General features: G+C 62.0%; 25 protein-coding genes. 10 read left to right on the top strand and 15 right to left on the bottom strand.

All coding sequences use genetic code 11. The features are described 5' to 3' along the window. Nucleotides 1-161: 161 nt before the first annotated feature. On the top strand, nt 162-896 hold the full coding sequence (locus ABWI03_RS09535) for a TetR/AcrR family transcriptional regulator (protein WP_003941527.1): 735 nt from the start codon (nt 162-164) through the stop codon (nt 894-896). A 57-nt stretch (nt 897-953) separates the two neighbouring features. Further along, nucleotides 954-1,808 carry a polyphosphate kinase 2 family protein gene (locus ABWI03_RS09530; RefSeq protein WP_095970408.1) on the top strand — a complete coding sequence of 285 codons (855 nt, stop codon included), beginning with the start codon at nt 954-956 and terminating at the stop codon, nt 1,806-1,808. Between the two features lie 16 nt (nt 1,809-1,824). Here ABWI03_RS09530 and ABWI03_RS09525 read toward each other — a convergent pair whose 3' ends face one another. Next, nucleotides 1,825-2,046, bottom strand: a complete 222-nt coding sequence (locus ABWI03_RS09525) for a hypothetical protein (RefSeq protein ID WP_020968904.1) — start codon at nt 2,044-2,046, stop codon at nt 1,825-1,827. Between the two features lie 114 nt (nt 2,047-2,160). Between ABWI03_RS09525 and ABWI03_RS09520 the strand changes: the two genes are divergently transcribed. After that, nucleotides 2,161-2,733, top strand: a complete 573-nt coding sequence (locus tag ABWI03_RS09520; protein ID WP_298774088.1) for a DUF2231 domain-containing protein — start codon at nt 2,161-2,163, stop codon at nt 2,731-2,733. Between the two features lie 22 nt (nt 2,734-2,755). On the opposite strand, the gene ABWI03_RS09515 is transcribed toward ABWI03_RS09520, so the two are convergent. Continuing rightward, on the bottom strand, nt 2,756-3,169 hold the full coding sequence (locus tag ABWI03_RS09515; RefSeq protein WP_296553690.1) for a DUF6292 family protein: 414 nt from the start codon (nt 3,167-3,169) through the stop codon (nt 2,756-2,758). 120 nt (nt 3,170-3,289) lie between these two features. Here ABWI03_RS09515 and ABWI03_RS09510 point away from each other — a divergent pair, with 120 nt between their 5' ends. Beyond that, nucleotides 3,290-4,558: a glycosyltransferase gene (locus ABWI03_RS09510; RefSeq protein ID WP_095970490.1), complete on the top strand. Its 1,269-nt coding sequence runs from the start codon at nt 3,290-3,292 to the stop codon at nt 4,556-4,558. Nucleotides 4,559-4,625: 67 nt separating this feature from the next. Here the strand turns inward: ABWI03_RS09510 and ABWI03_RS09505 are convergent, their stop codons facing one another. Then, nucleotides 4,626-5,069, bottom strand: a complete 444-nt coding sequence (locus tag ABWI03_RS09505) for an STAS domain-containing protein (protein WP_256278388.1) — start codon at nt 5,067-5,069, stop codon at nt 4,626-4,628. Nucleotides 5,070-5,460: 391 nt separating this feature from the next. On the opposite strand from ABWI03_RS09505, the gene ABWI03_RS09500 reads away from it, so the two are divergent. Both ABWI03_RS09500 and ABWI03_RS09495 read left to right on the top strand, forming a co-directional pair. Further along, a complete protein-coding gene (locus ABWI03_RS09500; RefSeq protein ID WP_003941553.1) occupies nt 5,461-5,892 on the top strand; it encodes an ATP-binding protein in 432 nt (143 codons plus the stop codon). After that, nucleotides 5,889-6,683, top strand: coding sequence for an RNA polymerase sigma factor SigF (locus ABWI03_RS09495; protein WP_298774085.1), 795 nt, complete (start codon nt 5,889-5,891; stop codon nt 6,681-6,683). The genes ABWI03_RS09500 and ABWI03_RS09495 overlap by 4 nt, the downstream gene beginning before the upstream one ends. Nucleotides 6,684-6,764: 81 nt before the next feature. On the opposite strand, the gene ABWI03_RS09490 is transcribed toward ABWI03_RS09495, so the two are convergent. The 4 genes from ABWI03_RS09490 to aceA form a co-directional block, all read right to left on the bottom strand. Beyond that, a complete protein-coding gene (locus ABWI03_RS09490) occupies nt 6,765-7,805 on the bottom strand; it encodes an NAD(P)-dependent alcohol dehydrogenase (protein WP_019744429.1) in 1,041 nt (346 codons plus the stop codon). 72 nt (nt 7,806-7,877) lie between these two features. Continuing rightward, nucleotides 7,878-10,184: a 5-methyltetrahydropteroyltriglutamate--homocysteine S-methyltransferase gene (gene metE, locus ABWI03_RS09485; protein WP_070384580.1), complete on the bottom strand. Its 2,307-nt coding sequence runs from the start codon at nt 10,182-10,184 to the stop codon at nt 7,878-7,880. Nucleotides 10,185-10,276: 92 nt separating this feature from the next. Continuing rightward, nucleotides 10,277-11,173, bottom strand: coding sequence for a 3-hydroxybutyryl-CoA dehydrogenase (locus tag ABWI03_RS09480; RefSeq protein WP_003941541.1), 897 nt, complete (start codon nt 11,171-11,173; stop codon nt 10,277-10,279). Nucleotides 11,174-11,356: 183 nt separating this feature from the next. Further along, complete coding sequence (gene aceA, locus ABWI03_RS09475) at nt 11,357-12,646, bottom strand: isocitrate lyase (RefSeq protein ID WP_003941533.1); 1,290 nt, start codon at nt 12,644-12,646, stop codon at nt 11,357-11,359. A gap of 677 nt (nt 12,647-13,323) precedes the next feature. On the opposite strand from aceA, the gene ABWI03_RS09470 reads away from it, so the two are divergent. The 4 genes from ABWI03_RS09470 to ramB all read left to right on the top strand — a co-directional run bounded on the left by ABWI03_RS09470 (nt 13,324) and on the right by ramB (nt 17,021). Then, on the top strand, nt 13,324-13,776 hold the full coding sequence (locus ABWI03_RS09470; RefSeq protein ID WP_298774081.1) for a hypothetical protein: 453 nt from the start codon (nt 13,324-13,326) through the stop codon (nt 13,774-13,776). Between the two features lie 79 nt (nt 13,777-13,855). After that, nucleotides 13,856-14,143: an FmdB family zinc ribbon protein gene (locus tag ABWI03_RS09465; protein ID WP_124567903.1), complete on the top strand. Its 288-nt coding sequence runs from the start codon at nt 13,856-13,858 to the stop codon at nt 14,141-14,143. A gap of 81 nt (nt 14,144-14,224) precedes the next feature. Then, nucleotides 14,225-15,484: a formamidase gene (fmdA, locus tag ABWI03_RS09460; protein WP_070384579.1), complete on the top strand. Its 1,260-nt coding sequence runs from the start codon at nt 14,225-14,227 to the stop codon at nt 15,482-15,484. 124 nt (nt 15,485-15,608) lie between these two features. After that, nucleotides 15,609-17,021: an acetate metabolism transcriptional regulator RamB gene (gene ramB / locus ABWI03_RS09455; RefSeq protein ID WP_019744436.1), complete on the top strand. Its 1,413-nt coding sequence runs from the start codon at nt 15,609-15,611 to the stop codon at nt 17,019-17,021. A 5-nt stretch (nt 17,022-17,026) separates the two neighbouring features. On the opposite strand, the gene ABWI03_RS09450 is transcribed toward ramB, so the two are convergent. The 8 genes from ABWI03_RS09450 to ABWI03_RS09415 form a co-directional block, all read right to left on the bottom strand. Beyond that, nucleotides 17,027-18,049 carry an alpha/beta hydrolase gene (locus ABWI03_RS09450; protein ID WP_296553691.1) on the bottom strand — a complete coding sequence of 341 codons (1,023 nt, stop codon included), beginning with the start codon at nt 18,047-18,049 and terminating at the stop codon, nt 17,027-17,029. Between the two features lie 131 nt (nt 18,050-18,180). After that, the gene (locus tag ABWI03_RS09445) at nt 18,181-19,200 is read right to left on the bottom strand and encodes an alpha/beta hydrolase (RefSeq protein ID WP_283376769.1); all 1,020 of its coding nucleotides are present in this window, start codon (nt 19,198-19,200) and stop codon (nt 18,181-18,183) included. Nucleotides 19,201-19,268: 68 nt separating this feature from the next. Continuing rightward, the gene (locus ABWI03_RS09440; RefSeq protein WP_283376770.1) at nt 19,269-20,909 is read right to left on the bottom strand and encodes a class I adenylate-forming enzyme family protein; all 1,641 of its coding nucleotides are present in this window, start codon (nt 20,907-20,909) and stop codon (nt 19,269-19,271) included. 9 nt (nt 20,910-20,918) lie between these two features. Next, a complete protein-coding gene (locus ABWI03_RS09435; RefSeq protein WP_235171619.1) occupies nt 20,919-21,623 on the bottom strand; it encodes an ABC transporter ATP-binding protein in 705 nt (234 codons plus the stop codon). Between the two features lies 1 nt (nt 21,624). Further along, nucleotides 21,625-22,398, bottom strand: a complete 774-nt coding sequence (locus tag ABWI03_RS09430; RefSeq protein WP_029254813.1) for an ABC transporter ATP-binding protein — start codon at nt 22,396-22,398, stop codon at nt 21,625-21,627. Beyond that, nucleotides 22,395-23,354, bottom strand: coding sequence for a branched-chain amino acid ABC transporter permease (locus ABWI03_RS09425; protein WP_228232622.1), 960 nt, complete (start codon nt 23,352-23,354; stop codon nt 22,395-22,397). Before ABWI03_RS09425 ends, ABWI03_RS09430 begins: the two co-directional genes overlap by 4 nt. 68 nt (nt 23,355-23,422) lie before the next feature. Then, nucleotides 23,423-24,298 carry a branched-chain amino acid ABC transporter permease gene (locus tag ABWI03_RS09420; RefSeq protein ID WP_298774074.1) on the bottom strand — a complete coding sequence of 292 codons (876 nt, stop codon included), beginning with the start codon at nt 24,296-24,298 and terminating at the stop codon, nt 23,423-23,425. A 15-nt stretch (nt 24,299-24,313) separates the two neighbouring features. After that, the gene (locus tag ABWI03_RS09415) at nt 24,314-25,498 is read right to left on the bottom strand and encodes an ABC transporter substrate-binding protein (protein ID WP_298774072.1); all 1,185 of its coding nucleotides are present in this window, start codon (nt 25,496-25,498) and stop codon (nt 24,314-24,316) included. Nucleotides 25,499-25,598: the final 100 nt, after the last annotated feature.

Below are 25,598 nucleotides of genomic sequence, written 5' to 3'. Positions count from 1 at the left end.
AGGTGTGACTCGGCGTAGCGCGAGTGACACGATGTCTGATTCCTCAGGACCTAATCCCCCGAACTGCCGATGTGAGTGCCCGAGATAAAGGCACGGACATTAAGCTGGACCGGAAAGTAGACCGATCGGACGTGGCTCGCACCACAGATATGAGATGACTCGTGGCCAAGAATGCCGTGCAGGACAACGAGCAGGTAGACGGCCCAGTCGTTGCTGATGCGAAGCCCGAGAAATCCGACGGTCGCAAGCGTCGGTGGCGCGAACACAAAATCGCTCGCCGCGAGGAACTCGTCGACGGCACCATCGCCGCTATTCGGGCGCGCGGCCGCGAGATCGGCATGGACGAGATCGCGTCCGAGATCGGTGTCTCCAAGACCGTGCTCTACCGGTACTTCGCCGACAAGAGCGACCTCACCACCGCCACGATGATGCGGTACGTCGAAACCATCCTGTCGCCGCGTATCTACGAAGCGATCAGCGGCGATCTCGACGATTTCGAACTCACCCAGGCCAGCATCACCGCGTACGTCGAGACGGTGGCATCCGACCCGGACATCTATCTCTACGTCATGGCCAACGGCGCCGGCGCCAACCGCGACGTCGTTGCCGATTCCGAGCGCATGATCGCCGAATTGCTTTCCACGGTGTTGGGCAATCGTCTTCGCGAGATGGAGATGGATTCCGGCGGTTCCCTGCCGTGGGCGTTCGGGATCGTCGGCGGAATTCAGCTTGCGACGCACTGGTGGATCTCCAACAAGTCGATGTCTGCAGAATCGTTGATCGACTACCTCACGATGATGACGTGGGGCGGCATCACCGGCATCGCGGCGGTCAACGGATCACCGGCCAAGTTCAAATCGGTACCGCATCCGCTCGTCAAGCCCGCCGAGGACTGACTCGCCCGAGACCGAACTTTCGAGCCACAGTGGTCGATCCTGTGGCACTCTTTCGGCATGGCACAAGACTCGCTGTGGGAAACACCGGCCGCCAAGACTCTGCGGGCAGAGCCCGGGTTCGAACTCGATCAACTCGATCGCAACAGCACACCGGGATTCACCGGAAACAAAGCTGACGGCGAGCGTCTGCTCGAGGAGCGCGGCGCGGTTCTGTCCGACCTGCAGGAGTTGCTGTACGCCAACGGCAGGTCCGGAGACAGCCGTTCGATCCTGCTGGTCCTGCAAGGCATGGACACCGCCGGCAAAGGCGGCATGGTCCGACACGTGATCGGTCACGTGGATCCTTCGGGAGTTCAGCACGCGGCATTCGGCGTGCCGACCGAAGAGGAAAAGCAACACCACTACCTCTGGCGGATCAAGAAGGAACTCCCCCGCGGCGGCTATCTCGGCGTGTTCGATCGCTCCCACTACGAGGACGTCCTGGTCGTGCGCGTCCACGATCTTGTCCCCGAGGATGTCTGGAGCAAGCGCTACGACGAGATCAACCAGTTCGAGAAAGAACTCGTCGACGCCGGAACCACCATCGTCAAGGTGGCGATGTTCGTCTCGCTCGACGAGCAGAAGAAGCGACTCGAAGAGCGTCTCGACCGCCCGGACAAGTACTGGAAGTACAACCCCGGTGACGTGACAGAGCGCGGATTGTGGCCGGCTTACCAGCAGGCATATCAGGCGATGCTCGACAAGACGTCGACCGAACATGCTCCGTGGTACGTCGTGCCGTGTGATCGGAAGTGGTACAGCCGAATTGCGGTCACGGAGCTACTGATCGACGCTCTGGAAAAGCTCGATCTCGACTGGCCGCCTGCCAACTTCGACATCGAGGCGGAGAAGGCGCGACTCGCACAGTCCTGATCAGAAGCAGTCCCGATCAGAACAGGTGTGGGGATTCGCGGTGCACTTTGTGGTCGTGATGAACGGTGCTGGTGTACAGGGCAACCGCCAGTCCGATGGACGCGACACCGGCGAGCCCGGCAATCAACGCCCAACCACCGTGCCCTGAACCGGCGGCCACGAGAAAGCTGCCGAGACAGACAACTGTGGCCAATACCAGGAAATACGACGCCCACGCTGCAAAGAGATTGAGCTTCATCTTTCGCTCCTCCGGTCGGATCTCTTTCGTTTCGACCGTACGCCGGAGCATGACGGTCGACAAGACACTCCCGCCGCGAGGTTTCCCGACGTCTACGCCGGGTAGCCGAATTACATGGACATCGGAACTCTTTACCGCGGAATCGAATCCGCTCGCGGACTGGACGGTCCGTCCATTGGCCTTCGGCGCAGAATCCTCGAAATCACCGAGAGATCCGACAGATCGCGCACTGTCGCAGCGCTTCTGCGCGGCGCCGCCGTCGGGCATCCCCTCCACCCCGCTCTCGTAGCCGTTCCGGCAGGCGCGTGGACAGCTTCGCTGATCTTCGACACCGTGCTCCGCGATCCGCAGACTGCACGACGATTGATCGGGCTCGGTTTGATCTCGACGCCGCCGGTTCTGCTGACCGGCTGGCTGGACTGGTCCGAACGCGGCGACGTCGCCCGTCGTGTGGGGCTCGTGCACGCAGCGTCGAATGCCGTGGGCATCTGGTCGTTTGCCGCGTCATACCGGCTACGCGGAAAGGACTCGCTCGCACTGGCACGTGTTTTCTCGGTGCTGGGACTCGCTGCGGTCGGTGTCGGTGGTGCGCTCGGCGGTCACATCGTCTTCAAACTGATGGACGATCCGGCCGTCGAGGCTGCAGCAACTCCCGTTCTCGATCCCATCCTGGACGTGGTCAACTGAGCGGCCAGGGAATGAATACCGTTCAGGCGTAAGCACTTCCGGAGTAGCTTCGCAGTTCTCGCGCAGTCTCGTCCGAATCCGCCAGGGGCCTGTTCATGACCCAGTGCGGGCTGCGGGTGCCCAGCGTCGCGGCAAAGTCGGCGACGGCGTCCGGGGCCGGCACAGCGTGTTCGCCCAGATATCCGAGAACGATGAGGTCCTCCCCTGAACGAGTCTCCACGGCCAGGGCCCAACCGCATGTCTCCTCCCAGAGCAACGCCACCTCACGCCCTGGAAAACGCGGCACAGTTCGGTCCAACGCGATGTAGGCCTCCAGAGGGTGCTCGCGCCTGCAACACCACTGCTCGATGCCGGCCCCCACGCCGACCGCCACCCGTTGTACGTACCGCTCGAACCCGAGTCCGACGGTTGCGTCGACCAGCATTTGTTCTGTCATCGAACCTCACTCCTCGCCATCGTGTTTGGAATGTGCCCACCGCTGACCACGTCGAAACCCGGTTCAGATCACGGACTCCGGGTATCCCCAGACGAACCGATCAAGTGGAGAGGGGACCCGATGAAGTACTCGCCCGCTATGGCTCCCGGACGAATGCTGAAGATCTCCATGGTGTCGGTGAACGCCGATCCACTCGCACCGGTGGGCTGCTCGGCAGCCGGTGCACAGAACCTGCACGTCGACGAACTGTCCGCGGCCCTGGTGCGAGCCGGACACGACGTCACCGTCTTCACCAGACGGGCACACGTCGGAGGGCCGGACCGCGTTCGCGCCCGCGCCGGGTACTCGGTCGACTACCTCGAGGCCGGCCCGACGCAGGCGCTCCCGGACGCCGACATCCTCCCCCACCTGGGAACCTTCGCCAGCATTCTGCGCGCTCAGTGGAGTACCGACCGGCCCGATGTAGTGCACTCGCACTTCTGGATGTCAGGTGTGGCAACGGAACTCGCGACGCGCTCGCTCGGCATCCCCGTACTGCAGACTTTCCATTCCCTGGGGTCTGCGGCGCATCGCCATCTCGGCGCAGCCGACGACAGCCCCTCGGAACGGACTCACCTGGAACCGTTGATCGCCAGGGGCGCAACCCATGTCATCGCGACGAGTTCCGACGAAATCTTCGATCTGGTCCGGCAGGGCTCACCGCGATCGCGGACCACGATGGTGCCGTCGGGCGTCGACACCGACGCGTTCACCCCGGAGGGCCCCGCCGCGAAGAAGAACGCACCGCATCGATTGATCTGCGTCGGAAGGCTGGTGGAGCAGAAGGGCTTCGATGTTGCCGTCGCCGCGCTGGCTTCGCTGCCGGATACGGAGTTGGTGGTGATCGGCGGGCCACCCGTCGCACAACTGAGCACCGACGAGGTGGCGATCCGCTTGGTCAAGCTCGCCGAGCGACTCGGCGTCGCAGATCGAGTCCAATTACTGGGACGGGTGCCGCACCGCCAATTACCCAAACTGATGCGATCGGCCGACGCCCTCGTGTGCACCCCCCGATACGAACCGTTCGGAATCGCGGCTCTGGAAGCGATGGCATGTGGCGTTCCGGTTGTCGCGACTCCTGTTGGCGGACTGCGGGATACCGTGATCGACGGACTCACGGGGCGCCGGGTCCCGGTCAACAATCCGGTGGAAACCGCGCGTGCAGTCCGTCATCTTCTCGACGACGAGGACGAAGGCGCAGCGTTTGCGCGGCAGAGCCGGGCTCGCGCCTGCGAATCGTATTCGTGGGATCACGTCGCCACCGAAGTGGTCCGCACCTACGGCCGTTGCGTCACAGCACCGCCGAGAGCCCGCCAGCACAAGGGCACTCACCGAAGTGAAGTGCACTGACACTGACGGGCTCTACGAAACCGAATTCACGAAGCTGATTTCACGAAGCTGTGGGTGAACCGCGGGTTCAAGCCGGGAAACGTCGAGTCTCTTCCAGACCGATCGCGTGATCCAAAGACTCGTAGCAGGCAAACATCGACTCCTGACCAGCTGCTTTGAGCAACCTTTGCACCGGGCGGGCGCAGACGAGCGCCAGTGTGCCGCCAACGTCGCGCGATCGCGTCGACAGGACCGACAGCACGGACAAGCCGCATGTCCCCATGAATTCGAGTTCGGAGAGATCGACCACCAGCGTCCGGTCCGCGGCCACGTGGTACGTCAAGAAGTCACGAAAAGCATTGGCGCTCATCAGATCGATCTCGCCACGAACTTGGATCACAGCGGTGTGTGCACTGATACGGTGCGCGTGAAACGATGCGGTCGCTGTCCCGGTCGCGGGAGGTCCGTAATCTACCGATCCCTTCGCCGCGTTCGTAAAGCCTGAAATTGATGATCCTGGAACAACAGTCATGGTTCTCCCATCCCGCAACGGTTTACACTCTGCAAAAGAGAAGGGACCTCCGAAGGAGACGCACGATGAACGGGTCTCCAGAAATACGGATAAATCCCTCATCGGCTGTGTGCTCAACCTCGGTTTGAAACAGTACGCCAGCATGACGGACGTCACAAGTGCGTTGCGACCATTCGTTTCGGTGTTCCGAACAAAAATGTGGTTTGGTCTGCGGTTCCGCGAGGTAATCCGATGTTGCGATCGCCAACGGTCGTGAGCAGAACTGTGTCGTTTACCCCGGCACCACCATCGACGAAATTTCGTGTTCGGGGGTCACTGTGAAGGTCGGGATGGGTATCGTTCTCGGCACCAGACTTCACGGGGACCCCTGGTACGACGATCCGGAGAACTTATGGCACACCTCAGCGCACTCGAGCCCGATCAAGATCAGACTCAGCCCGTCGTGGAGTTGAGGATTCAAGCGACTCTCGATCAGCTGTCGATTTTGCGTGCACTGGCCGCCACCGTTGCCATTCAGGAAAACTTCGACCTCGACGCCATCGCCGACATCAAACTGGCCATGGACGAAATCTGTACGCATCTGATCGTTCGTGCTGCGCCTGATTCGGTTCTGGTGTGTCGGTTCGTCTTCACTCCCCCGCAATTGCACGTGTCCGTGTCGACGACCACCACGGAGTACGAGGACAGCAGTCAGCGTTCGTTCGGGTGGCACATCCTCACCGAACTCACCGATTCGATTTCGCTCGATCAGGAAGAGAACCTCGGCGGCGTCGGCTACATCACGACCATGAAGTTCACCAAGGCCCTCAGCGGGCGCCTGTGACCGCTTCCGCAGACGGCCCGTCACGCCCGCGTCGGCGGTCCACCGACGAATATCGGGACGTCATACCAGTTTTCGAGGAAATGCGGACCCTCGAGCCACACAGCCCCGAGTACGAACGAGTGCGCACCGCACTCATCACCAGGTGCCTACCGTTGGCCGAACACATCGCCAGACGATTCGACGGGCGCGGCGAGGCGCACGACGATCTGGTTCAAGTGGCGCGGCTCGGTCTGGTCAATGCCGTCGACCGTTTCGATTCCACCCGCGGATCCGATTTCGTCTCGTTCGCGGTGCCCACCGTGATGGGCGAGGTTCGACGACACTTCCGCGACACCGGTTGGGCATTGCGGGTTCCGCGTCGGATGAAGGAATTGCACTTCCAACTCGGGCAAGCCATCAGCGAGCTGTCACAACAACTCGGTCACGCGCCGACCGTCGACGAGTTGGCCGAGACCTTGGGGATCGAACTCGAAGAAGTTGCCCAGGCGCTGATCGCCGGCAACGCGTACCAGACCGTCTCGGTCGACGGCGCCGCGTCCAATCACACCGACGATCTGCCGCTGGTGGAAACACTCGGTGACTACGACGCAGCCCTCGAGAACGTCGAGAATCACGAGGCTTTGCGTCCGCTTCTCGACAAGCTGCCCGAACGAGAGCGGACGGTGTTGATGCTCAGATTCTTCGGAAATCTGACGCAAACACAGATTGCCGAGAAAGTCGGTGTGTCCCAGATGCACGTGTCGAGGTTGCTCGCGAAGACACTGAATAATCTTCGCGAGCAACTCGACTGAGCTCCGCGAACAATTCGACTGAGCTCCGCGAACAATTCGACTGAGCTCCGCGAACAATTCGACTGAGCAGGACCGAGCGGGTCAGATTGTTGCGGTGTCGATCACGAATCGGTAGCGAACGTCGCTCTTGATCACGCGCTCGTAAGCGTCGTTGATGTCGCTCGCCGGGATCAGTTCGATTTCTGCACCGATACCGTGCTCGGCGCAGAAGTCGAGCATCTCCTGTGTCTGCGGAATACCGCCCACCATGGAGCCGGCGAGGCTACGACGGTTTGCGGCGAGGGAGAATGCGCGAACTTCGATCGGCTTCTCCGGCAGGCCCAGTTCGACGAGCGTGCCGTTGATGGCGAGCAAGGACATGTAGGCGTCGATGTCGAGATTGACCGAGACCGTGTTGAGGATCAGGTCGAACTCGCCTCGAAGTGCCTTGAACGTCTCGCGGTCGTTGGTCGCGTAGTAGTGGTCGGCACCGAGACGAAGCCCGTCTTCCTTCTTGCCGAGTGTCTGGCTCAGGACGGTGACTTCCGCGCCGAGTGCCTTGGCGATCTTCACGCCGACGTGACCGAGGCCGCCGAAACCGATGATGGCGACCTTCTTGCCGGGTCCGGCGTTCCAGTGCCGCAACGGTGAGTACAAGGTGATGCCTGCGCACAGCAGCGGCGCGGCGACGTCGAGCTCGATGCCTTCGGGGATCGAGAGAACGAAGTGCTCGGTGACGACGATGTGCGTCGAGTAGCCACCCTGAGTGCGTTCGCCGTCGCGTCCGGTGGCGTTGTACGTACCGGTCACACCCTTGCGGCAGTACTGCTCTTCGCCGGCCAGGCAGGCGTCGCACTCCCCACACGAGTCGACGAAGCAGCCGACGCCGACGCGGTCGCCGACCTTGTGCTTGGTGACGTCCGAACCCACGGCGGCGACGACGCCGGCGATTTCGTGTCCGGGAACGATCGGGTACTTGGCTCCGCCCCACTCGTTGCGAGCGGTGTGGATGTCGGAATGGCAGATGCCGGCAAATTTGATGTCGATGAGAATGTCCAGTGGACCGAGCTCGCGGCGTTCGACGGTGGTCTTCTCGAGGGGACCGTCAGCGGACGTCGCGGCATAAGCAGCAGCAGTAACCATGCACACATGCCTACCCGTGCATGGAGGGACCTGCAAATCGCAGGCCCCTCCATGACTTGTTCTTTACGCGACTTACCCGGCGTCGCGCTCGGCTTGCTCGGCCCGACGACGCAGGCGCCTCGCAGCCGCGACCATGTTGCGCAGCGAAGGCTCGAGCTGCCAGGGATGGCGGGTTTTGAGGCCGCCGTCCGGGTTGGCCCACAAACGATCGAGTGAGATCGATTCGCTTGCCTCCGTGAGCAATTCGTCGAGCTCGTCGATGTCGGGGATCCGAGCCGAACGAGATTCGTAGACACCGGGGCCGACGCCGTGTGTGAGCGCGCCTTCCTTGAGCGCTTCGAGAACCCACGTGATGGAGCGGGTCGCGACGATAGCCGTCACATCGGCGTCCAACCGTTCGATGGCGTCGACCACCGACGACCGAGCGGAGTACGTCAGATGTGTGTGGATCTGTGTTTCCGGCTTCGCTCCACCTGTTGCCAGACGGAACGCGTCGACGGCCCACTCCAGGTAGGCCTCCCGGCCGTCCTCACGCAGTGGCAGCAGTTCACGAATTGCCGGCTCGTCCACCTGGATGATGGCGATTCCGGCGGCTTCGAGATCCGCGATTTCGTCTCGAATGACAAGTGCCAGTTGCTCTGCCGTTTCGTAAAGCGGCTGATCCTGACGAACGAACGAACGAGCGATCATGGTGACCGGACCCGTCAGCATGCCCTTGACCGGCTTGTCGGTCAGCGACTGCGCGTACGCGATCCACTCGACCGTCATCGGCTTCGGACGTGCGATGTCGCCGTAGAGAATCGGCGGACGCGTGCAACGAGATCCGTAGGCCTGAACCCAACCGTTGTGCGTGAAGGCATAGCCCTCGAGCAGTTCGGCGAAGTACTGGACCATGTCGTTGCGCTCGTGCTCGCCGTGCACGAAAACATCGAGACCGATGTCCTCTTGCAGACGGATTGTGCGCTCGATCTCTTCCTGGATGCGCTTGTAGTAGTCGTCCCACTCCAAACGGCCCTGGCCGAGTTCGTAACGAGCCTGGCGAATCGCGTCGGTCTGCGGGAACGAACCCAGTGTCTGGGCCGGAACCAAAGGCAGGTTCAACCGTTCCTGCTGAGCTTTACGCCGCTCCTCGTACGGTGCGCGCACACGATCTTCGGGCTTGATCGCGTTGACCCGAGCACGGACAGCGTGCTTGAGCTTGAAGTGCACCTTCGTCGGACGCTTACGCCACTTGTCCGAAGGACCTTCGGTGAGCGCCTTCGCCAGTGAGACGACCTCGCCGACCTTCTGCTTCGCAAAAGCCAGACGGTCTGCAACGTCTCCCGGAATGTCGTACTCGGAGAGCACGTCGTACGGCACGTGTAGCAGCGACGACGACGTGGAGACGACGAGGTCGGGTACAACGTCCTTGAGTTCGTTCAGGTACGTCAAGGTGTTGAACCGGTCGACGCGCCAAACATTGCGACCGTCGACGACGCCCGCGTAGATGCGCTTGCGCTTGATATTCGGCACCGCGGCCAGTTCCTCGGCCGTGATCTTGCCGTGCACCAGGTCCAGACCGAAGGCCTCGATCTTGGTGGGCGCCAAGATATTGAGGGCTTCGCCGAACTTGCCGTACGGACCGGTCACCAACAGACGCGGGCGCAGCGGAGCCGTCGACAGCTTCTCGTATGCACGTCCCAGAGCGGCGAGCTCCTCGGCGGTGCGGTCCTCGGTCACCGAAGGCTCGTCCAACTGAACACAGGTGGCACCGGCCTTGGCGAGCTGCTCGAAGAGCTTCTCGTACTCGGGCAGAAGCGAGTCCAACAGGTCGAGTGGGGTGAAGTTCGGATCGGACTTCTCGGTGGCCGGCCCGACCTTCGAGAGCAGGAGCAGCGAAACCGGTCCCATGATGACGGGGCGCAATTCGATGCCGCGCGCCTTCGCACGATCGAACTCGTCGAGAAGTGCCTCCGAGTTGAGCGAGAACACGGTGTTCGCGTCGATCTCGGGCTGACGGTAGTAGTAGTTCGTGCCGAAGAAGCGCACCAGCTCGAGAGGCGGGAAGTCCGGACGACCGCGTGCCATCGTGAAGTAGAAATCGAGCGGATCGAGGGCGCCCTCGAGCGGCTTGAACCGCTCCGGCACGGCGCCGAAGAGCAGCGCGTTGTCGAGCACGTGATCGTAGAAGGAGAAAGTGTTGCCCGGAACCTGGCTCAATCCCGTCGCAGCCAATTCACTCCAGGTCGATTCCTGGAGTTCCTTGGCGACCGCGAGAAGTGCGTCCTTGTCCGAAGTGCCGTGCCAGTAGGACTCGAGGGCGCGCTTGAGCTCACGGCGCGGCCCGATGCGCGGATACCCCAGGACGCTGGAGCCGAATGCTGCAGTGCTGCTGGACATGCGGTCGACCTTTCTAACCGAGGGGCGCGAGCGCCCTGTGCGCGCTTATGGAGTCTCTACACTCCACAAACGCGCACAGGGGGCTGTGGGCCTTAGCTTGCCTGCTTGGTGGAGCGACCGTTGTCGGCGTATTCGTAGAAGCCCGCGCCGGACTTCTTGCCGGTCAATCCGGCTTCGACCATACGCAGGAGCAGCGGCGGAGCGGAGTACAGCGGCTCCTTGAACTCTTCGTACATTGAGTCGGCGATGGACTTGACGGTGTCGAGTCCGACCAGGTCGGTCAGAGCCAGCGGGCCCATGGGGTGCGCGAGGCCGAGAACGGTTGCCTTGTCGATGTCTTCCTTGGTCGCGAATCCCGACTCGACCATGCGGATCGCCGAGAGCAGGTACGGCACCAGGAGTGCATTGACGACGAAGCCGGAGCGGTCGGCACTGCGGACGACCTGCTTGCCGAGGATGTCGCTGGCGAAAGCCTCGGCGCGCTGCGAGACGGAGGCACTGGTCTTGAGCGTCGTCACCAATTCGACGAGCGGCAGAACCGGAACCGGGTTGAAGAAGTGCATACCGATGACTCGCTCGGGACGCTTGGTCGAGATGCCGAGCTTCATGATCGGGATCGACGACGTGTTGGACGCGAGAACCGCATCCGGGTCCGTCACGACCGCGTCGAGCTCGGCGAAGATTTCGCTCTTGATCTTCTCGTCTTCGACGACGGCCTCCACGACGAGCTGGCGGTCCGCGAAATCTCCCAGATCGGAGGTGAAACGCAGACGCCATGCGGCCTGCTCACGCTCACGTTCTGTGATCTTTCCGCTGCTCACGCCGCGGTCGAGCGAACGCAGGATGCGTGAACGCCCGGCTGCTGCAAGCTCGCGAGTCTGCTCGAAGACCAGAACATCGACATGTGCGCGGGCGCACACCTCGGCGATTCCGGCACCCATGATTCCGGCGCCGATAACGCCGACGCGCTGAATTTTTTCGCTGGTCACGTCAGCTCCTTGTTTGTCTCGTGGAGTTTGTCTGGTGAAGGTGTTGCAAGAGAAGCACTTCGAACTGCGTCGACGCTGGTGGCCGACGCAATCGGAACTGCCCTGAAGACGAGAGAAGTAGTGCGGTGATACAAGCAGGGGAGAGACCCGAAGCCGAGCCTCTCCCCCACCCGAAGTCAGTTCTTAGTGGAACTGTCCCTCTTCGGTGGAGCCCTTGAGAGCTGCCGTCGAGGTGTTGGGGTCAACGGTGGTGGCGATGGTGTCGAAGTAGCCGGCGCCAACCTCACGCTGGTGCTTGATGGCGGTGAAGCCACGCTCTTCGGCAGCCTTGAACTCGCGCTCCTGCAGGTCGACGAATGCCGTCATGCCTTCGCGGGCGTAGCCGTAGGCCAGGTCGAACATGCCGTAGTTGAGCGAGTGGAAGCCGGCCAGCGTGATGAACTGGAACTTGAAGCCCATTGCGCCGAGCTCCTTCTGGAACTTCGCGATGGTCGCGTCGTCCAGGTGCGCCTTCCAGTTGAAGGAAGGGGAGCAGTTGTAGGCCAGGAGCTGGTCCGGGAATTCGCTGCGAACGGACTCGGCGAACTTCTTTGCAACCTCGAGATCCGGCACGCCGGTCTCCATCCAGATGAGGTCTGCGTACGGTGCGTAAGCCTTGGCGCGAGCGATGCAGGGCTCGATGCCGTTCTTGACGCCGTAGAAGCCTTCAGCCGTGCGGGTGCCGTCGAGGAACGGGCGGTCACGCTCGTCCACGTCGGAGGTGATGAGGGTTGCAGCCTCAGCGTCGGTGCGGGCGATGATGACGGACGGAACGTCCGCAACGTCGGAAGCCAGGCGAGCCGAGGTCAGGGTGCGGATGTGCTGCTGCGTGGGGATGAGCACCTTGCCGCCGAGGTGGCCGCACTTCTTCTCCGAAGCGAGCTGATCCTCCCAGTGGACACCGGCAGCGCCGGCGCCGATCATGGCCTTCTGGAGCTCGTAAGCGTTGAGAGCGCCACCGAAGCCGGCTTCGGCGTCGGCAACGATCGGAGCGAGCCAGTTGCTGACGGAGGTGTCACCCTCGGTCTTGGCGATCTCGTCGGCGCGCAGCAGTGCGTTGTTGATGCGACGAACGACGGTCGGAACCGAGTTGGCCGGGTAGAGGCTCTGGTCCGGGTACGTGTGGCCCGAGAGGTTAGCGTCGCCGGCAACCTGCCAACCGGAGAGGTAGATGGCCTTCAGGCCGGCGCGAACCTGCTGCACAGCCATGTTGCCGGTAAGTGCACCGAGGGAGTTGATGTAGTCCTCGTTGTTCACGAGATCCCACAGGATCTCGGATCCGCGACGAGCGAGGGTCTGCTCCTCGACGACGGTGCCCTGGAGCTTGACGACCTGATCGGCCGTGTAGTTACGAGTAACGCCCTTCCAGCGAGGGTTGGTGTCCCAATCCTGCTGGAGCTCAGCTGCGGTCTTCGGGGTGCCGGTGGTCGACATCAAGACTCCATCTCTTTGATCTGCTGGTCCGGCCTGTTGTGAGCAGTACGTGCGTACTACTTCACATACTTGCCAGGCCCTTCTTGTGTACTTACCGAGAATGGCACATCGAAAAAGTGCCGTCTACCTGTTGCTAATGCCAATCTTCGCTACCTTTTCAACACACTTTGCTAAGTCTGTGAAGATTCCTACACCGTCGACACTGCCCAATCGGACAGGTTCCGTACTCGCGAGTAGCAAAGAAACCGCAGGCTGTGAACGAAATGCACACAACTCCGCCGCTTGCGAATTCCGGCAGTTCACGCGGCACTCGGAACAGGCCCGTCCGCTACTTCGGAGCCCACTTCACTACCTGCAAGTGACCGCAATCACTCCGCGTCACGAGCCCTCACTCGGACAATTCCGGGAACTACCCCTCGGAAAGCCACAGACAACCCGTTCGCCAGCCATATGCTGTCGAACCATGACTTGTCGTTCGACGCCCTCGACACCACCGACCGGGCGATAAAGCTGTGTCGAACAACTACCAGCAGCCATCGAACAACCAGGCATGGTCGCAATCCGGTCCGCAACCGCCGCAGTTGGGATATCGAGCCGCCCCACAGTCCTATCCCCCACCGCAAGGGTTCCCACCAGGCCCACCGCGTGGGAACCCTCCGCCACGGCGACCCGGCTGGGTGATTCCGCTAGCTGTCATCGGTGTCGTCACAGTGTTGGTGCTCTTCGGCGGGCTTGCATGGGTTCTCTGGCCGAAGGACGTTCCCAGCTCTGCCGCCGGTGGCGCCGCCCACACCACCGCCGCGAACACACCCGGCACCACGACAACCGCTCCCAGCACGACATCCCCGACGACCACACGCGCCGCGAACTTCCCGGCAGGTGCGTCCGCCTGCCCCGGTGGGCAGGCGGCCGGAAGTTACAAGGAGTCCGCGACCAGTGGTGGCAAAACTTCGTGCGAGTTCGCCGAGGCCGTTCGGATGGCCTACGGAAACTCCGGTGCCGCGGGTACATCCAGGACCGTGTCCGCACGTAGTCCGGTGACCGGCAAGGAGTACACGATGGCGTGCAAGGCGGCCTCCGGCATCGTCACCTGCACCGGCGGTGACAACGCGGTTGTGTACTTGCGCTGACGTACGCACTTGCGGCATCGGCAACCCGGTGCGTGTCGTTCCAGTGTCGCACTGACGGATCCTCCGATAGCGTGACCGCATGCCTCTGTACGAGTTTCGCTGTACCGGCTGCGGCCCGCTCGAGCGGTCGTTCGCGATGGCCGAAGTGCCCCAGTCGATTACTTGCCCCCAGTGCAGTCTCGAGTCCAAGCGGGTGGTCTCGTCTCCCCGGTTGAGTCACGCGTCGTCGGCCGCGATGGGTCTACTGGACAGCACTGCCCGATCAGCGCACGAGCCTGCCGTGGTCAGTGGGTCACTACCGGGCCGCGGCCAGCGATCTGCCCCGACGACGTCCAATCCGTTGCACCGCAAGCTACCTCGCCCCTGAGCGAAATCTTCGCGAGCCCCGATCCGACACGAAAATCCTGCCGCCACGAGTTTTCCGTTTCGTCGAGAATGAGGAGTGCATATGCCTGAACTGCTGTTTCCACTCGATTCCGCCAAGAAATTCACCGACCAGGAAATCGTCGGCCACAATCGGTGGCACCCGGACATCCCCGCGGCGGTGACGGTGAAACCCGGCGACTCGTTTCGTGTCCATTGCCGCGAATGGTTCGACGGCGCCATCCACAACGACGACTCGGCCGACGACATTCTCAATGCACCGCTGACGACTGTCCACACGCTGTCCGGCCCCTTTGCCGTCGAAGGCGCAAAGCCCGGCGACCTCTTGATCGTCGACATCTTGGACATCGGGCCTATCCCCCAAGAGGATTCGGGTCCGTTGGCCGGTCAAGGCTGGGGTTACACCGGCATCTTCCCACGGAACAACGGCGGCGGCTTCCTCACCGAACAGTTCCCCGACGCGTACAAGGCCGTCTGGGACTTCTCCGGGCAAACGGCGACGTCGCGCCACATTCCGCACGTCTCGTTCACGGGCATCGTCCACCCAGGACTCATGGGCACGGCCCCGTCGGCAGCGTTGCTCGCCAAGTGGAATGCCCGCGAGGGAGCCCTCATTGCCACCGATCCCAATCGGGTTCCCCCGCTTGCACTTCCGCCCGAGCCCCGTGATGCAGTACTGGGTACCTTGACCGGCGACGAGTACACACGCGTGGCCGGCGAGGCGGCCCGCACCGCTCCCCCGCGCGAGAACGGCGGAAACCAGGACATCAAGAATCTCACCAAGGGCAGCCGAATCTTCTATCCGGTATTCGTGGACGGCGCGAATCTGTCGGTGGGCGATCTCCACTTCTCCCAGGGCGACGGTGAGATCACATTCTGCGGCGCCATCGAAATGGGCGGCTTCATCGATCTTCGTGTGGACATCATCAAAGGCGGCATGGATACCTACGGCGTTTCCGAGAACGCCATCTTCATGCCGGGAAACACGGATCCGCAGTATTCCGAGTGGCTTGCGTTCTCGGGCACTTCCGTCACACTCGACGGCGAGCAGAAGTACCTGGATTCACATCTGTCGTACCAGCGTGCGTGCCTGCATGCGATCGAGTACCTGACCAAGTTCGGGTACGCGCCCGAACAGGCGTACCTGCTGCTGGGTGCGGCGCCGATCGAGGGCCGTCTGTCGGGCGTCGTGGATATCCCGAACTCGTGTTCGACGGTGTATCTCCCGACTGCGATCTTCGACTTCCCCCTCGCTCCGTCTTCGAGCGGACCGTTCCAGATCGATCCCGGAATCGGCGCCCCGCGTTCGGAGAACAAGGTCTAGGCCTCCGGCCCGTGCGTGGTTAAGGAGTGCCAGGACTCCTTAACCACTCACGGGGGCGGAGCCCTTGTGCGAAGTCTGCGAACCCACCTTTGCGAAGCCGGGCCGTCACTCGTATCCTGGGGAAATGTCGAAAACCTTTGTCGGTGTCCGGCTCCGCCAACTGCGGACCGAGCGCGGGTTGAGCCAGGCTTCGCTGGCCAAGACGCTGGAGATCTCGGCAAGCTATCTCAATCAGATCGAGCACGACGTACGGCCACTCACAGTGCCGGTCCTCCTGCGAATCAGTGAAGTGTTCGGTGTCGACACCACCTTCTTCTCCCCGCAGGACGACACACGTTTGATCGCAGAAATGCGCGAGGTCGCTCTCGATCAGGAGATGGGCATCGACGCCGACGCCCACGAAATCGCGGAGATGGTCTCCACCCACCCCGGCCTCGCCAAGGCGATGGTGAACATGCATCGCCGCTTCCGCAACACGACGGCACAGCTCGCCGCAGCGACGGAGGACCGATTCTCGGACGGCAGCGGCAGCGGTTCGATCACCATGCCGCACGAGGAAGTGCGCGACTACTTCTATCAGCGGCAGAACTACATTCACGATCTCGACACCGCGGCCGAAGAACTCACTGCCCGGATGCGCTTTCACCGCGGCGACGTCGCCGGCGAGATCGCGAGACGCCTCGAGACCGTCCACGGCGTGCAGATCGTTCGACGAGTCGACCTGGGCGAGAACATACTTCATCGATACGACCCGGACACCAGAGTCCTGGAAATCTCCGCGAGGCTCTCCGGCGGGCAACAGGTCTTCAAGTTTGCGACCGAACTCGCCTACCTCGAGCACGGCGACCTGCTCGACTCGTTGGTGGCCGAGGGCAACTTCACCAGCGAAGCGTCGGTCTCCCTGGCGCGACTTGGATTGGCCAACTACTTCGCGGCGGCCACCGTGCTCCCCTACAGCCAGTTCCACGACGTCGCCGAGGACTTCCGGTACGACATCGAGCGCATGTCCGCCTTCTATTCCGCGAGCTACGAGACGATCTGCCACCGCCTCTCGACCCTGCAGCGCCCCAAACTTCGCGGGGTTCCGTTCATGTTCGTACGTGTCGACCGGGCCGGAAACATGTCGAAGCGTCAGTCCGCCACCGGCTTCCACTTCTCCACCAGCGGCGGTACGTGCCCGCTGTGGAACGTCTACGAGACGTTCTCCTATCCGGGCAAGATCATGCCCCAGATCGCACAGATGCCCGACGGCCGCCGATACCTCTGGGTTGCGCGCACGGTCGAACGTCGAGCGGCTCGATACGGACAGCCCGCAAAGATCTTCGCCATCGGATTGGGATGCGAGATTCGACACGCGCACCGGCTCGTCTACAGCGACGGTCTGGATCTGGACGAGTCGAATCCGGGAACGCCGATCGGCTCGGGCTGCCGCGTCTGCGAACGCCTCAACTGTCCGCAGCGTGCCTTCCCTCCGTTGGGCAAGGACCTCGACATCAGCGAGCACCGGAGTTCGATTTCGCCTTACGTGATTCGCTGAGCGCACTAACGCACGTGGTTGCGAAAGAACGCGACTGTGCGATCGAACGCGATCATCCCGTCCACGGTATCGAGGTCGAACTGATATTCGTGGTCCAGCGCAGGCTCGTGATCGTCGGGGTAGAACAGTGCGTCGACTTCGACGCCGAGATCGGCGAGCCGTTGCGCCATGGGTTTCGACTGACTGGCGGTCAGCGGGTCGATGTTTCCGCCGGTGATGAACGTCGCTGGAAAGGTCGAGGTCACATGCCCGAGTGTCGACATCTGACCCACTGCAGTCGACCCGTCGAAGTCCCTCGTTCCGAGGTATCCCCACAACGATTGCTTGTCGACGCCCCAACCGAGGTACTTCCCCTGTGACAGCAGCGGTTTCAGATCGAACACCCCGCAGTCGAGGACGACTCCACGTATCTGTTCGGGGCGTAGTGCCGGTTCAATCCCCATCTGCGACGCGTAGTCAGGGCTGGTCATGACGGTAGCCAACTGACTGGACAATTGCGCGCCTGCCGAATCTCCCGCAAGAAAGAGATTGTTCGAATCGACATGCAACCTGTCCGCATTGCTCACGATAAATCGATACGCGTCGTTCAGCTGATTCACTGCGGTGGGGTAATACGCATCTGGTCCCAGTGAGTAGTCCACCGAAATCACAGTGAAGCCTTGATTTGCCAACAGTTTGTAGTAACCGGACGCATCGGTTCTCGATCCTGATATCCAGCCACCGCCGTGCACCCAGATCACCGTCGGCAGCGGAGAAGTGGACTCCGACGGGTAGTACACGTCGAGTTGCGCATCGTCGTCGCCGTCGCGATACGACTGATCGAGGACCGAGACGATTCCTGATGGCGCGTGCCTGTCGAGTTGTGCGTGAGTCGCTTCGGAGCCACCCGCCGACATCCACCGTACGAGGAGAACTCCCGGCCACGGACTGACGAGCGCCGCGGCCACACCGGACAGCAGAATGACGACGAATACCGCAGCGATTCCGACAATGCGCCTTCGCCGTCTGTCGGGGGAAGACGCGCGCACAACAACTCCTGGGGTCGGATCGGATTCACCCAGGCTAGACCAAAAGGACTAGTCGAGAATTACCCGGCAACACACCCGCGGCGCTTTGTCTGAAATGACCATTTCTTTAGCGTCTCAGCATCATCCGACAACTAGCGGGTATGTGCGTCGAGAAACTGAACCGTGCGATCGAGTGCAGTGAGACCGTCGGCATTGTCCAGATCGAACTGATACTCGTGACCGAGCGCCGGAACGTGATCGGCCGGATAGAACAGTGTGTCGACCCCAACTCCCAACCCCGTCAATTTGTCAGCCAACGGTTTCGACTGAGAATCTGTCAAAGGATCCGCGTTGCCGCCGCTGACGTAGACCGGCGGAAATCGATCGGTGACGTAGTTCAAGGTCGACATCTGATCCGCCGCTTCGGTACTCATGAAGTCGCGCACCCCGGTATACGCCCAGAGGGACCGATCAACTCCCCAGCCGATGATGCCTGGCCCGCCGACCATGTTCCCGACGTCGTAGATGCCACAGTTGAGGACTACTCCGCGCAACTGATCCGGCCGCAGCGACGGGTTCACGCCCACTCGGTCCGCATATGCGGGATCAGTGATGAGAGCGGCGAGCTGACTCGTGAGTTGCGCTCCCGCAGAATCACCGGCGAGAACAATCTTCGTCGGGTCAACATGCAGTCGTTCCGCATTCGCGACGACGTACGCGTGCGCGTCGTTGAGCTGCCGCACCGCGGTCGGATAGTTGTGCTCGGGTCCGAGTGAGTAGTCCAGGGACACAACGGTGTAGCCACGAGAGGCCAGCAACTCGTAGTACGGCGCGTAGTTGGACTTGCTTCCCGAGATCCAGGCACCGCCATGAGTCCAGATCACCGTAGGCAATGCGGTCGTCGTCGCCGCGGGAAAGTAGACATCCAGGTATGCGTCGTCGTCATCGGCGCGGTACTGCTGGTCCTTGATCGAGTCGACACCATCCGGAGCGTGCTTCTCCAGCGCCTCGGTGACTTTCACGGCGTCACGATCGAAGACCCAGCGCACGGTGAGCGCGCCGGGTCTCGGGCTGAGCACAAAGGCCAGAACCACGGCGCCGACAAGGAGGATCAGGATCCCGAGCGTTAACAGTGCTCGCTTGCGCCATCGGTGCGGTGAAGGGTTCGTCATCGGGTTTCCTTCACTCTCGGCACAATGTCCGGATCAGCGTAACGCGAAGCCGGTACTGCCAGGCGCGATCAGCCGAGTTCAGCGATCCGCCGCTGCGCGAGTGCCTTGACTTCGCCCTTGGCTACTTTGCCGCCTGCCGCCATCGGCAATTCGGCGACCGTCATCACGTACTCGGGTATGTACTCGCGGGTCACTCCTCGGCTCTGCAGCCAGGCGGTCAGGTCCTCCGAACTCAGATCGTCATCGGCGGATACGACGACCGCACAGACCTTCTCACCGAACAGCGGATCGTCGACCCCGACCACGGCGACCAGTTCTACCGAAGGATGCGCGCGCACGTACTCCTCGACTTCGACCGCGGAGATGTTCTTGCCGCCTCGAATGATGATGTCGGCCTTGCGCCCCACCACCCGCACCCGCCCGGTCTCGTCGATCTCGACGATGTCGCCGAGAAGCATCCAACCGTCGTCGGTGTACAACTCGTCGTTTGCATGGACGTCGCCCCAATAGCCCTGACACATCAGCGGTCCGTTGACCCCAGGCTGACCACGACGGACCGAGCCCGTCACTTCCTTTGCAGCGTCGTCGAATACACGAACTTGCATACGATCGATGACGTGGCCACACGTCTTCAGTCGGGTATCGGAATCGTCCGCAACCGTCGTCACCGAGACCGCGCCGGTTTCGTTCGAGCCGTAGAACTGCAGAACCGCAGCTCCGGTGCGTTGTTCGAAGGCCAGTGCCTCCGAATACGGCACGGCTTCACCACCGGTGAACATGAAACGAAGTGACGAGAGATCGGCGGATTCCGCGGCCTCCGAACGCAACAGCATCTTGAATTGTGTACTCACACAATTCAAAGCGGTAACCCGTTCGCGCTCGATCAACTCGATCATCACCGAAACGTCGAAGCGTTCCATGACGACATTACGAGCACCGAGTAGCGCCGGCAGGAAATGCGAAGTCCAGAGGCCGAATCCAAAAGGCGCCGGAACCCCGCCGAGGAACACCTCATCCGGACCGATCGCCGCCGCCTCGGCGGCAATCTCGGAGAAACCAACCCAACGATCCTCGGTTTGTGTGACCAGTTTGGGCAGGCCCGTCGTGCCGGAGGTCGAGTTCAGCATCGAAACGGCTGACGTGACAAAACACGGACTGGTTGCGGGGAACTGCTTTAGCTCGACCGGCAACGAGGTGAGTTCGCCGTGTGCGCTCACGCGTTCGAAACTCACGTCGGCGCGTTCGTCGGCGAAGACGACGTCCAGTCCGGGATGCTCTGCCCGCAGACTCGCGACGAGTTCGGCGGTATCGACGCCTCGCAGCGTGCGAGTGGTGACGAGTACGGAGGCTTCCGAGCGGGCGATCAGATGAGAGATCTCGCGAATGCCCGAGCGCGAACCGATTCCGACGGCGACGCGGCCGGTACGAAATGCTGCGCAGAGAGCCGCATGGAATACAGCGGTGTCGGGAAGCAACACGGCAACATGTCCGTACCCCTCACCAGCTAGATCCAGCGCCGACGCGATCGCATCGGCAGCCGCGTCGTACTGTTTCCACGACACCCTCGATTCCGGAGTGACAAAGGCGGTTTCGTCCGGGATGGTCTCAGACCAATGCCTGACCATTTCGCTGATGCTGACGCCGGCGAACCGGTCCGGATTCGTGGCGAATTCACCGACGGTGAAGTCGAGTGTCTTCGTTTCAAGCATGATCGTCGATCATCTCCCGTCGGCGCTGAGGACGCCCATCGATTGTTTGTACGCGTTGTCCAGTGTCGCTGCGGAATCGCATTCGCGGACGAGTTCGCCGCGCTGCATGACATATCCGCGGTCGACAACCGATTTCAGTGCAGTAAGTGCCGGTTCCGTCACGATGACGGTCACCCCCTCGGCGGCCAGACCCCCGACCAGCGCTCGCAGCTCCGCGACGATTTTCGGCGCCAGTCCTGTCATCATCTCGTCGAGGAGCAGCACTTTCGGGGTTTCCAGAAGGGCCCGCCCCAGAACCAACATCTGCTGCTCACCACCGCTGAGGACCCCGGCATAACTCTCCGAGCGTTCACGCAGGATCGGGAACCTCTCGAAAGCTGTTTCCACGGCTTCGGCTTTCAATCCCAGCAGGTCTGCGCCGACGCGTAGGTTCTCGCGAACGGACATTCGCATGAACAGTTGTCTGCCTTGCGGAACGTAGGCAAATCCGCTGCGGACACGATCCAGTGCCGATAATTTCTGGATCTCTCGACCATCGAATTTGATTGTCCCGGTGGCGGGAACCGAGCCGTAGATGGATCCCGCCAAGCTGGTCTTGCCTGCACCGTTCGGTCCGACGATCGCCGTCACTTCTCCGGCGGGGGCGACAAGGGAGACGTCCCTGACGGCGACAGCAGATCCGTATCGAACTGTGACTCTGTCGAGTTCGAGCATGTCAGGCGCCTTCCTCGTATTCGGAACCGAAATAGACTTCTCGCATCGCGTCGCTGGCCAAGCACTCCTGCGGTGGTCCGTAGAACGCCACTGATCCGAAATTGAGCAGCACGATCTTGGTGGCGAGCGCCGCGATGAGATCGACGTTGTGATCGACCAGGACTACTCCTTTGCCCTGCGCGGCAATCGATCGCACGGCACCGGAGATGGCAGCGATGCCGTCGTGATCCGCGCCGGCAAACGGTTCGTCCAACAGGAGAACATCGGGTTCGGTCGCCATCGCCCGCGCCACCTCGACCAGACGCTGCGCGCCCAAACTGAGATCCCCGCAAGCACTCTCGACGTCGGTGACCGAGTATCGCGCAGCGATCTCCCGGGCCCGCTGCGCTGTCCGGTCCCAGTTCTCGAAAGGTCCTTTGATCGCCCACCACAGCGAGTGCAGCGGTGAGGTGATCTTGTGCCCGTACAGTCCCGGGATGATGTTGTCGACGGCGTCGAGTTCCGCCGCGAGCTGCGGATGTTGAAACGTGCGCGAGAGCCCTTGCCGTGCACGGCGCTCCGACGGCCCGGTCAAGGGAGCACCGGCGAGCGCGACGGTTCCGGAGTCTGCTTGCTGTGTGCCGAAGATGCAGTCCACCAGTGTGGTCTTGCCTGCCCCGTTCGGGCCGACAAGGCCGATCACCTCTCCCGGTCCGACGCTGAACGAGACATCGTCGACAGCGCGGACGCCGCCGTAGGACTTGTGGAGCCCGCTCACTTCGAGTAGCCGAGTCATCGATTGCCACGCTCCTTGTACAGACGGTTCATTCGACCCAGAACGTTCTGACTCCACCCGATCACCCCACCAGGCGCGACGATGAGGATCACCAGGACGGCTCCGGCAAGCAGGAGTTCGCCACTTCCCTGGTACCCGGGCATGTTCAGCGTCACGATCACCACGATCAATGCACCGAGCGGAGCACCCCACGCCGAACTGCGACCGCCGATGATCGGCATGAAGATCGCAAGGAAAACAATACTGAGAGTGAAGGTTTCAGGAGTGACAGCTTGCACCGACACGGTGAACAGCGATCCGCCGGTCGACGCGATCGCGGCACCGATCGCCAGCGCCACAACGGTCAGGTGCGCAGGATTGACGCCGGAAGACCGTGCGACATTACGATTGTCGCGGGCAGCTTGCAACATCAGCCCCCACACCGATTTCCGAAGTCGATCGACAGTGACCGCGATCAGACACACGAACAAGATCGCGAACACGACCAATGCGTAGCGCGGTGGCTCCCAGCCGAACATCGTCACAGTCTCGACGCCCGAGATCCCGGCCGACCCGCCGGTGAAACTCGGCCCGTCGATCAACCAGTGCTCGAAAGCGATACCGAACAACAAGGTCACCGCGGCAAGGTAGAAGCCGGAGAGTTTCTGTGTTGCCAAGCTGAGGAGTACTGCAACCGCTGCAGCGGCGAGGGCGCCGAGAATCCATCCCCACCACATCGACAACCCGGTCCGAACCGAGATCAGCGCAACGGCATACGCGCCGATCGCCGCATACGCGCTGTACGCCATCGACAGTGATCCCGCGAGCACGAATGGCACGTACATGCCGAGGGCGATCAGCGAATACGTCGCAGCGAGGAACACCAGATCCTGCCGGTACAGACTCGGCCCCATCCACAGCAGCACGGCAGCAACCACGGCCACGGTGATCAGCGCTTCTCGTGACACGGCGAGCATCCTCGTCCGGGAACTGCCGGCCGGAGTGGGCGGACTTGACGTCGGCGGACTGGTAGAAAGCGAGGCCATCAGACGCGAACCTTCCTCGAGAGCAAGCCTTCCGGACGGAAAGCGAAGAACACCAGGGCAATCAAGAGAATCGCGGTTTGAGCAGCACTCGCACCGAAGTAGTACGGGGCGAATACCTGGACGACGCCCAACACCATTCCGCCGATCAGCGGAGCCCAACTCCTGCCGGTACCACCGATGACGAGTGCGATGAATGCCGTCAGCGTCCATGACAGACCGCTCGTGAACTGAACACCGGCCTTGGGAGCGAACAGAAGTCCGGCGACCGCGGCGATCACACCCGCGAGGGTGAACGCGATGAGGCGTACCCGATCCACCGGCAAGCCCAGGACGCGGGCGGCATCCGGACTGTCGCCGACGGCGCGGAGCCGACGGCCCGACGTGGACCGGTTCAGCCACAGTCCGATACCGACGAAGATCAGAGCAGTTCCGACGACGAGCACAACGGTCGAACTGTCGACGGTCGCACCGAGTACCGATATCGGATCGAAGTCGAAGATCTTCTGCCCGGGAAGTGGTGTGCGGCCGAAGACAGTGCCGGCGAGCTGCTGGATCCCGAACAGTACTGCGGTCACCGCCACCAACGCCGGTAGTTCCCCACGACCCGAACGCTTCTGAACCTGTTTGACCACAAGCTTTTCCGTCAAGATCGACAGCGCCACCGCTACCGCGATCCCCAGCGGCATGGCAATCCAGAGAGCGAGCCCGTAATTGATCGCGACCCAACTCGACGCCATTGCCGCAGCCATAGCGTACGGGCCCATCGCAAAGTTGAAGAAGTCGGCGCCGACCACCACGAGATACATTCCGAGGGCTATCAGAGAGAAGAAGGCACCGATCTCGATGGCTGCGAGCCACAGTTGTGCGTCTGTCATGTCAAAGCTCCTCGGTTATCCGCACGGGGGTTGGTAGGAATCCCACGGATGGGCCGGTTTGTTGTCCTCACCGAATTCGACGAGCACCAGTCCGCAGAGGCTGTCCGGAGCAAGGTGATCCTGCGAGGAGAACGACAGTGTCAGTCCGTCCTGGCCGAAGCTGGCGGGAAGTGCCGAAACCTGTTGAAGAGCATCACGAACGGCCGTCCGATCTCGGTGATCGCCGGCAATCTCGATGGCCTCGGCCAACATCATGACGGCGTCGTACGCCTGTGCGTCGTAGGCGGTCAGTTGATAATCGGGCCCCTTGACCGCCTGCACCTTGCGACGCAGTTCGGCGGTTCTCGGGTTGTTCTCACTGAGCGAGCCCATGTACACCATGCCGCTCAACGCCTTCGGGTCCGCCAAAGCCCAAGATGCGGGCTGGTTTCCGATGGAAGCGAGTGAGAAGCGTTGCGTCTGCGGGGTGACCTTCGACAAGGTGTTGTGCGCGAGGATTTCGAAGTGCCCGCCGATACTGGCGACCAGAATCGCGTCCGGTTCGGTTTCCGCGAGACGTGAGACCTGTGCGGTGATGTCCGCGGCATCGACCGGCGCCTTTTCGACGCCCGTCACTCTCGCGCACTTCTCGAGCGCCGGCCGCAGGGTCTTGATGATTCCGTCGATGGACGCACTCGCGTCACCGAGAATTCCCAGGGACTTGTACCCCATCTTCTCGAAAGCCCCGCAGTACACCTGGGCGTACTGCTTCAACGAGTTCGGAATCATGAACGAGAAGTCGTTGTCGGGCGCCGAGGCAAAGGCGTCGCTGAGAACGACCGGAGCTATCGCAGGAATCTTCGACTGCTGGAGAATCGACTTGGCCTGCAGCACCGACCCGCTGCCCGTGGCGAGGATGACCGCCCTTGATCCGTGATCGACCAACTTCCGAATGATCGACGGGGTCTTGGTGGGACTGCTCTCGTCGTTCTCGACAACCAATTCGACTTGCTTACCGTTGATTCCGCCCGCCTGGTTGATCAGGTCGACGGTCATCCGCACGGTCTTGCCGGCGATCGTGCTGTATGACGCACCGGGCCCGGTGGAGTCCTCGTCCAAACCGATGACGATGGTGTCTTCGGGAATGACACCGGCAGATGCGCACGCGCTCGCCCCGAGGACCACTGCCGCGCAGACGGCGATCGCCTTTCCGAGTCTCACATCGAACTCCCGTCCAAACTATGCTTGGTAAATCAAACAAGCGCTTGATTTACGAGTGTGGACAGAAGTATGCACTGGGTCACACTGATAGTCAAAATCC

This window comes from Rhodococcus baikonurensis (assembly GCF_040489275.1).
Classification (GTDB): Bacteria; Actinomycetota; Actinomycetes; order Mycobacteriales; family Mycobacteriaceae; genus Rhodococcus_F; species Rhodococcus_F baikonurensis.
The sequence above is the reverse complement of the archived record's forward strand: the minus strand, read 5'-3'. Positions and strand labels throughout refer to the sequence as shown.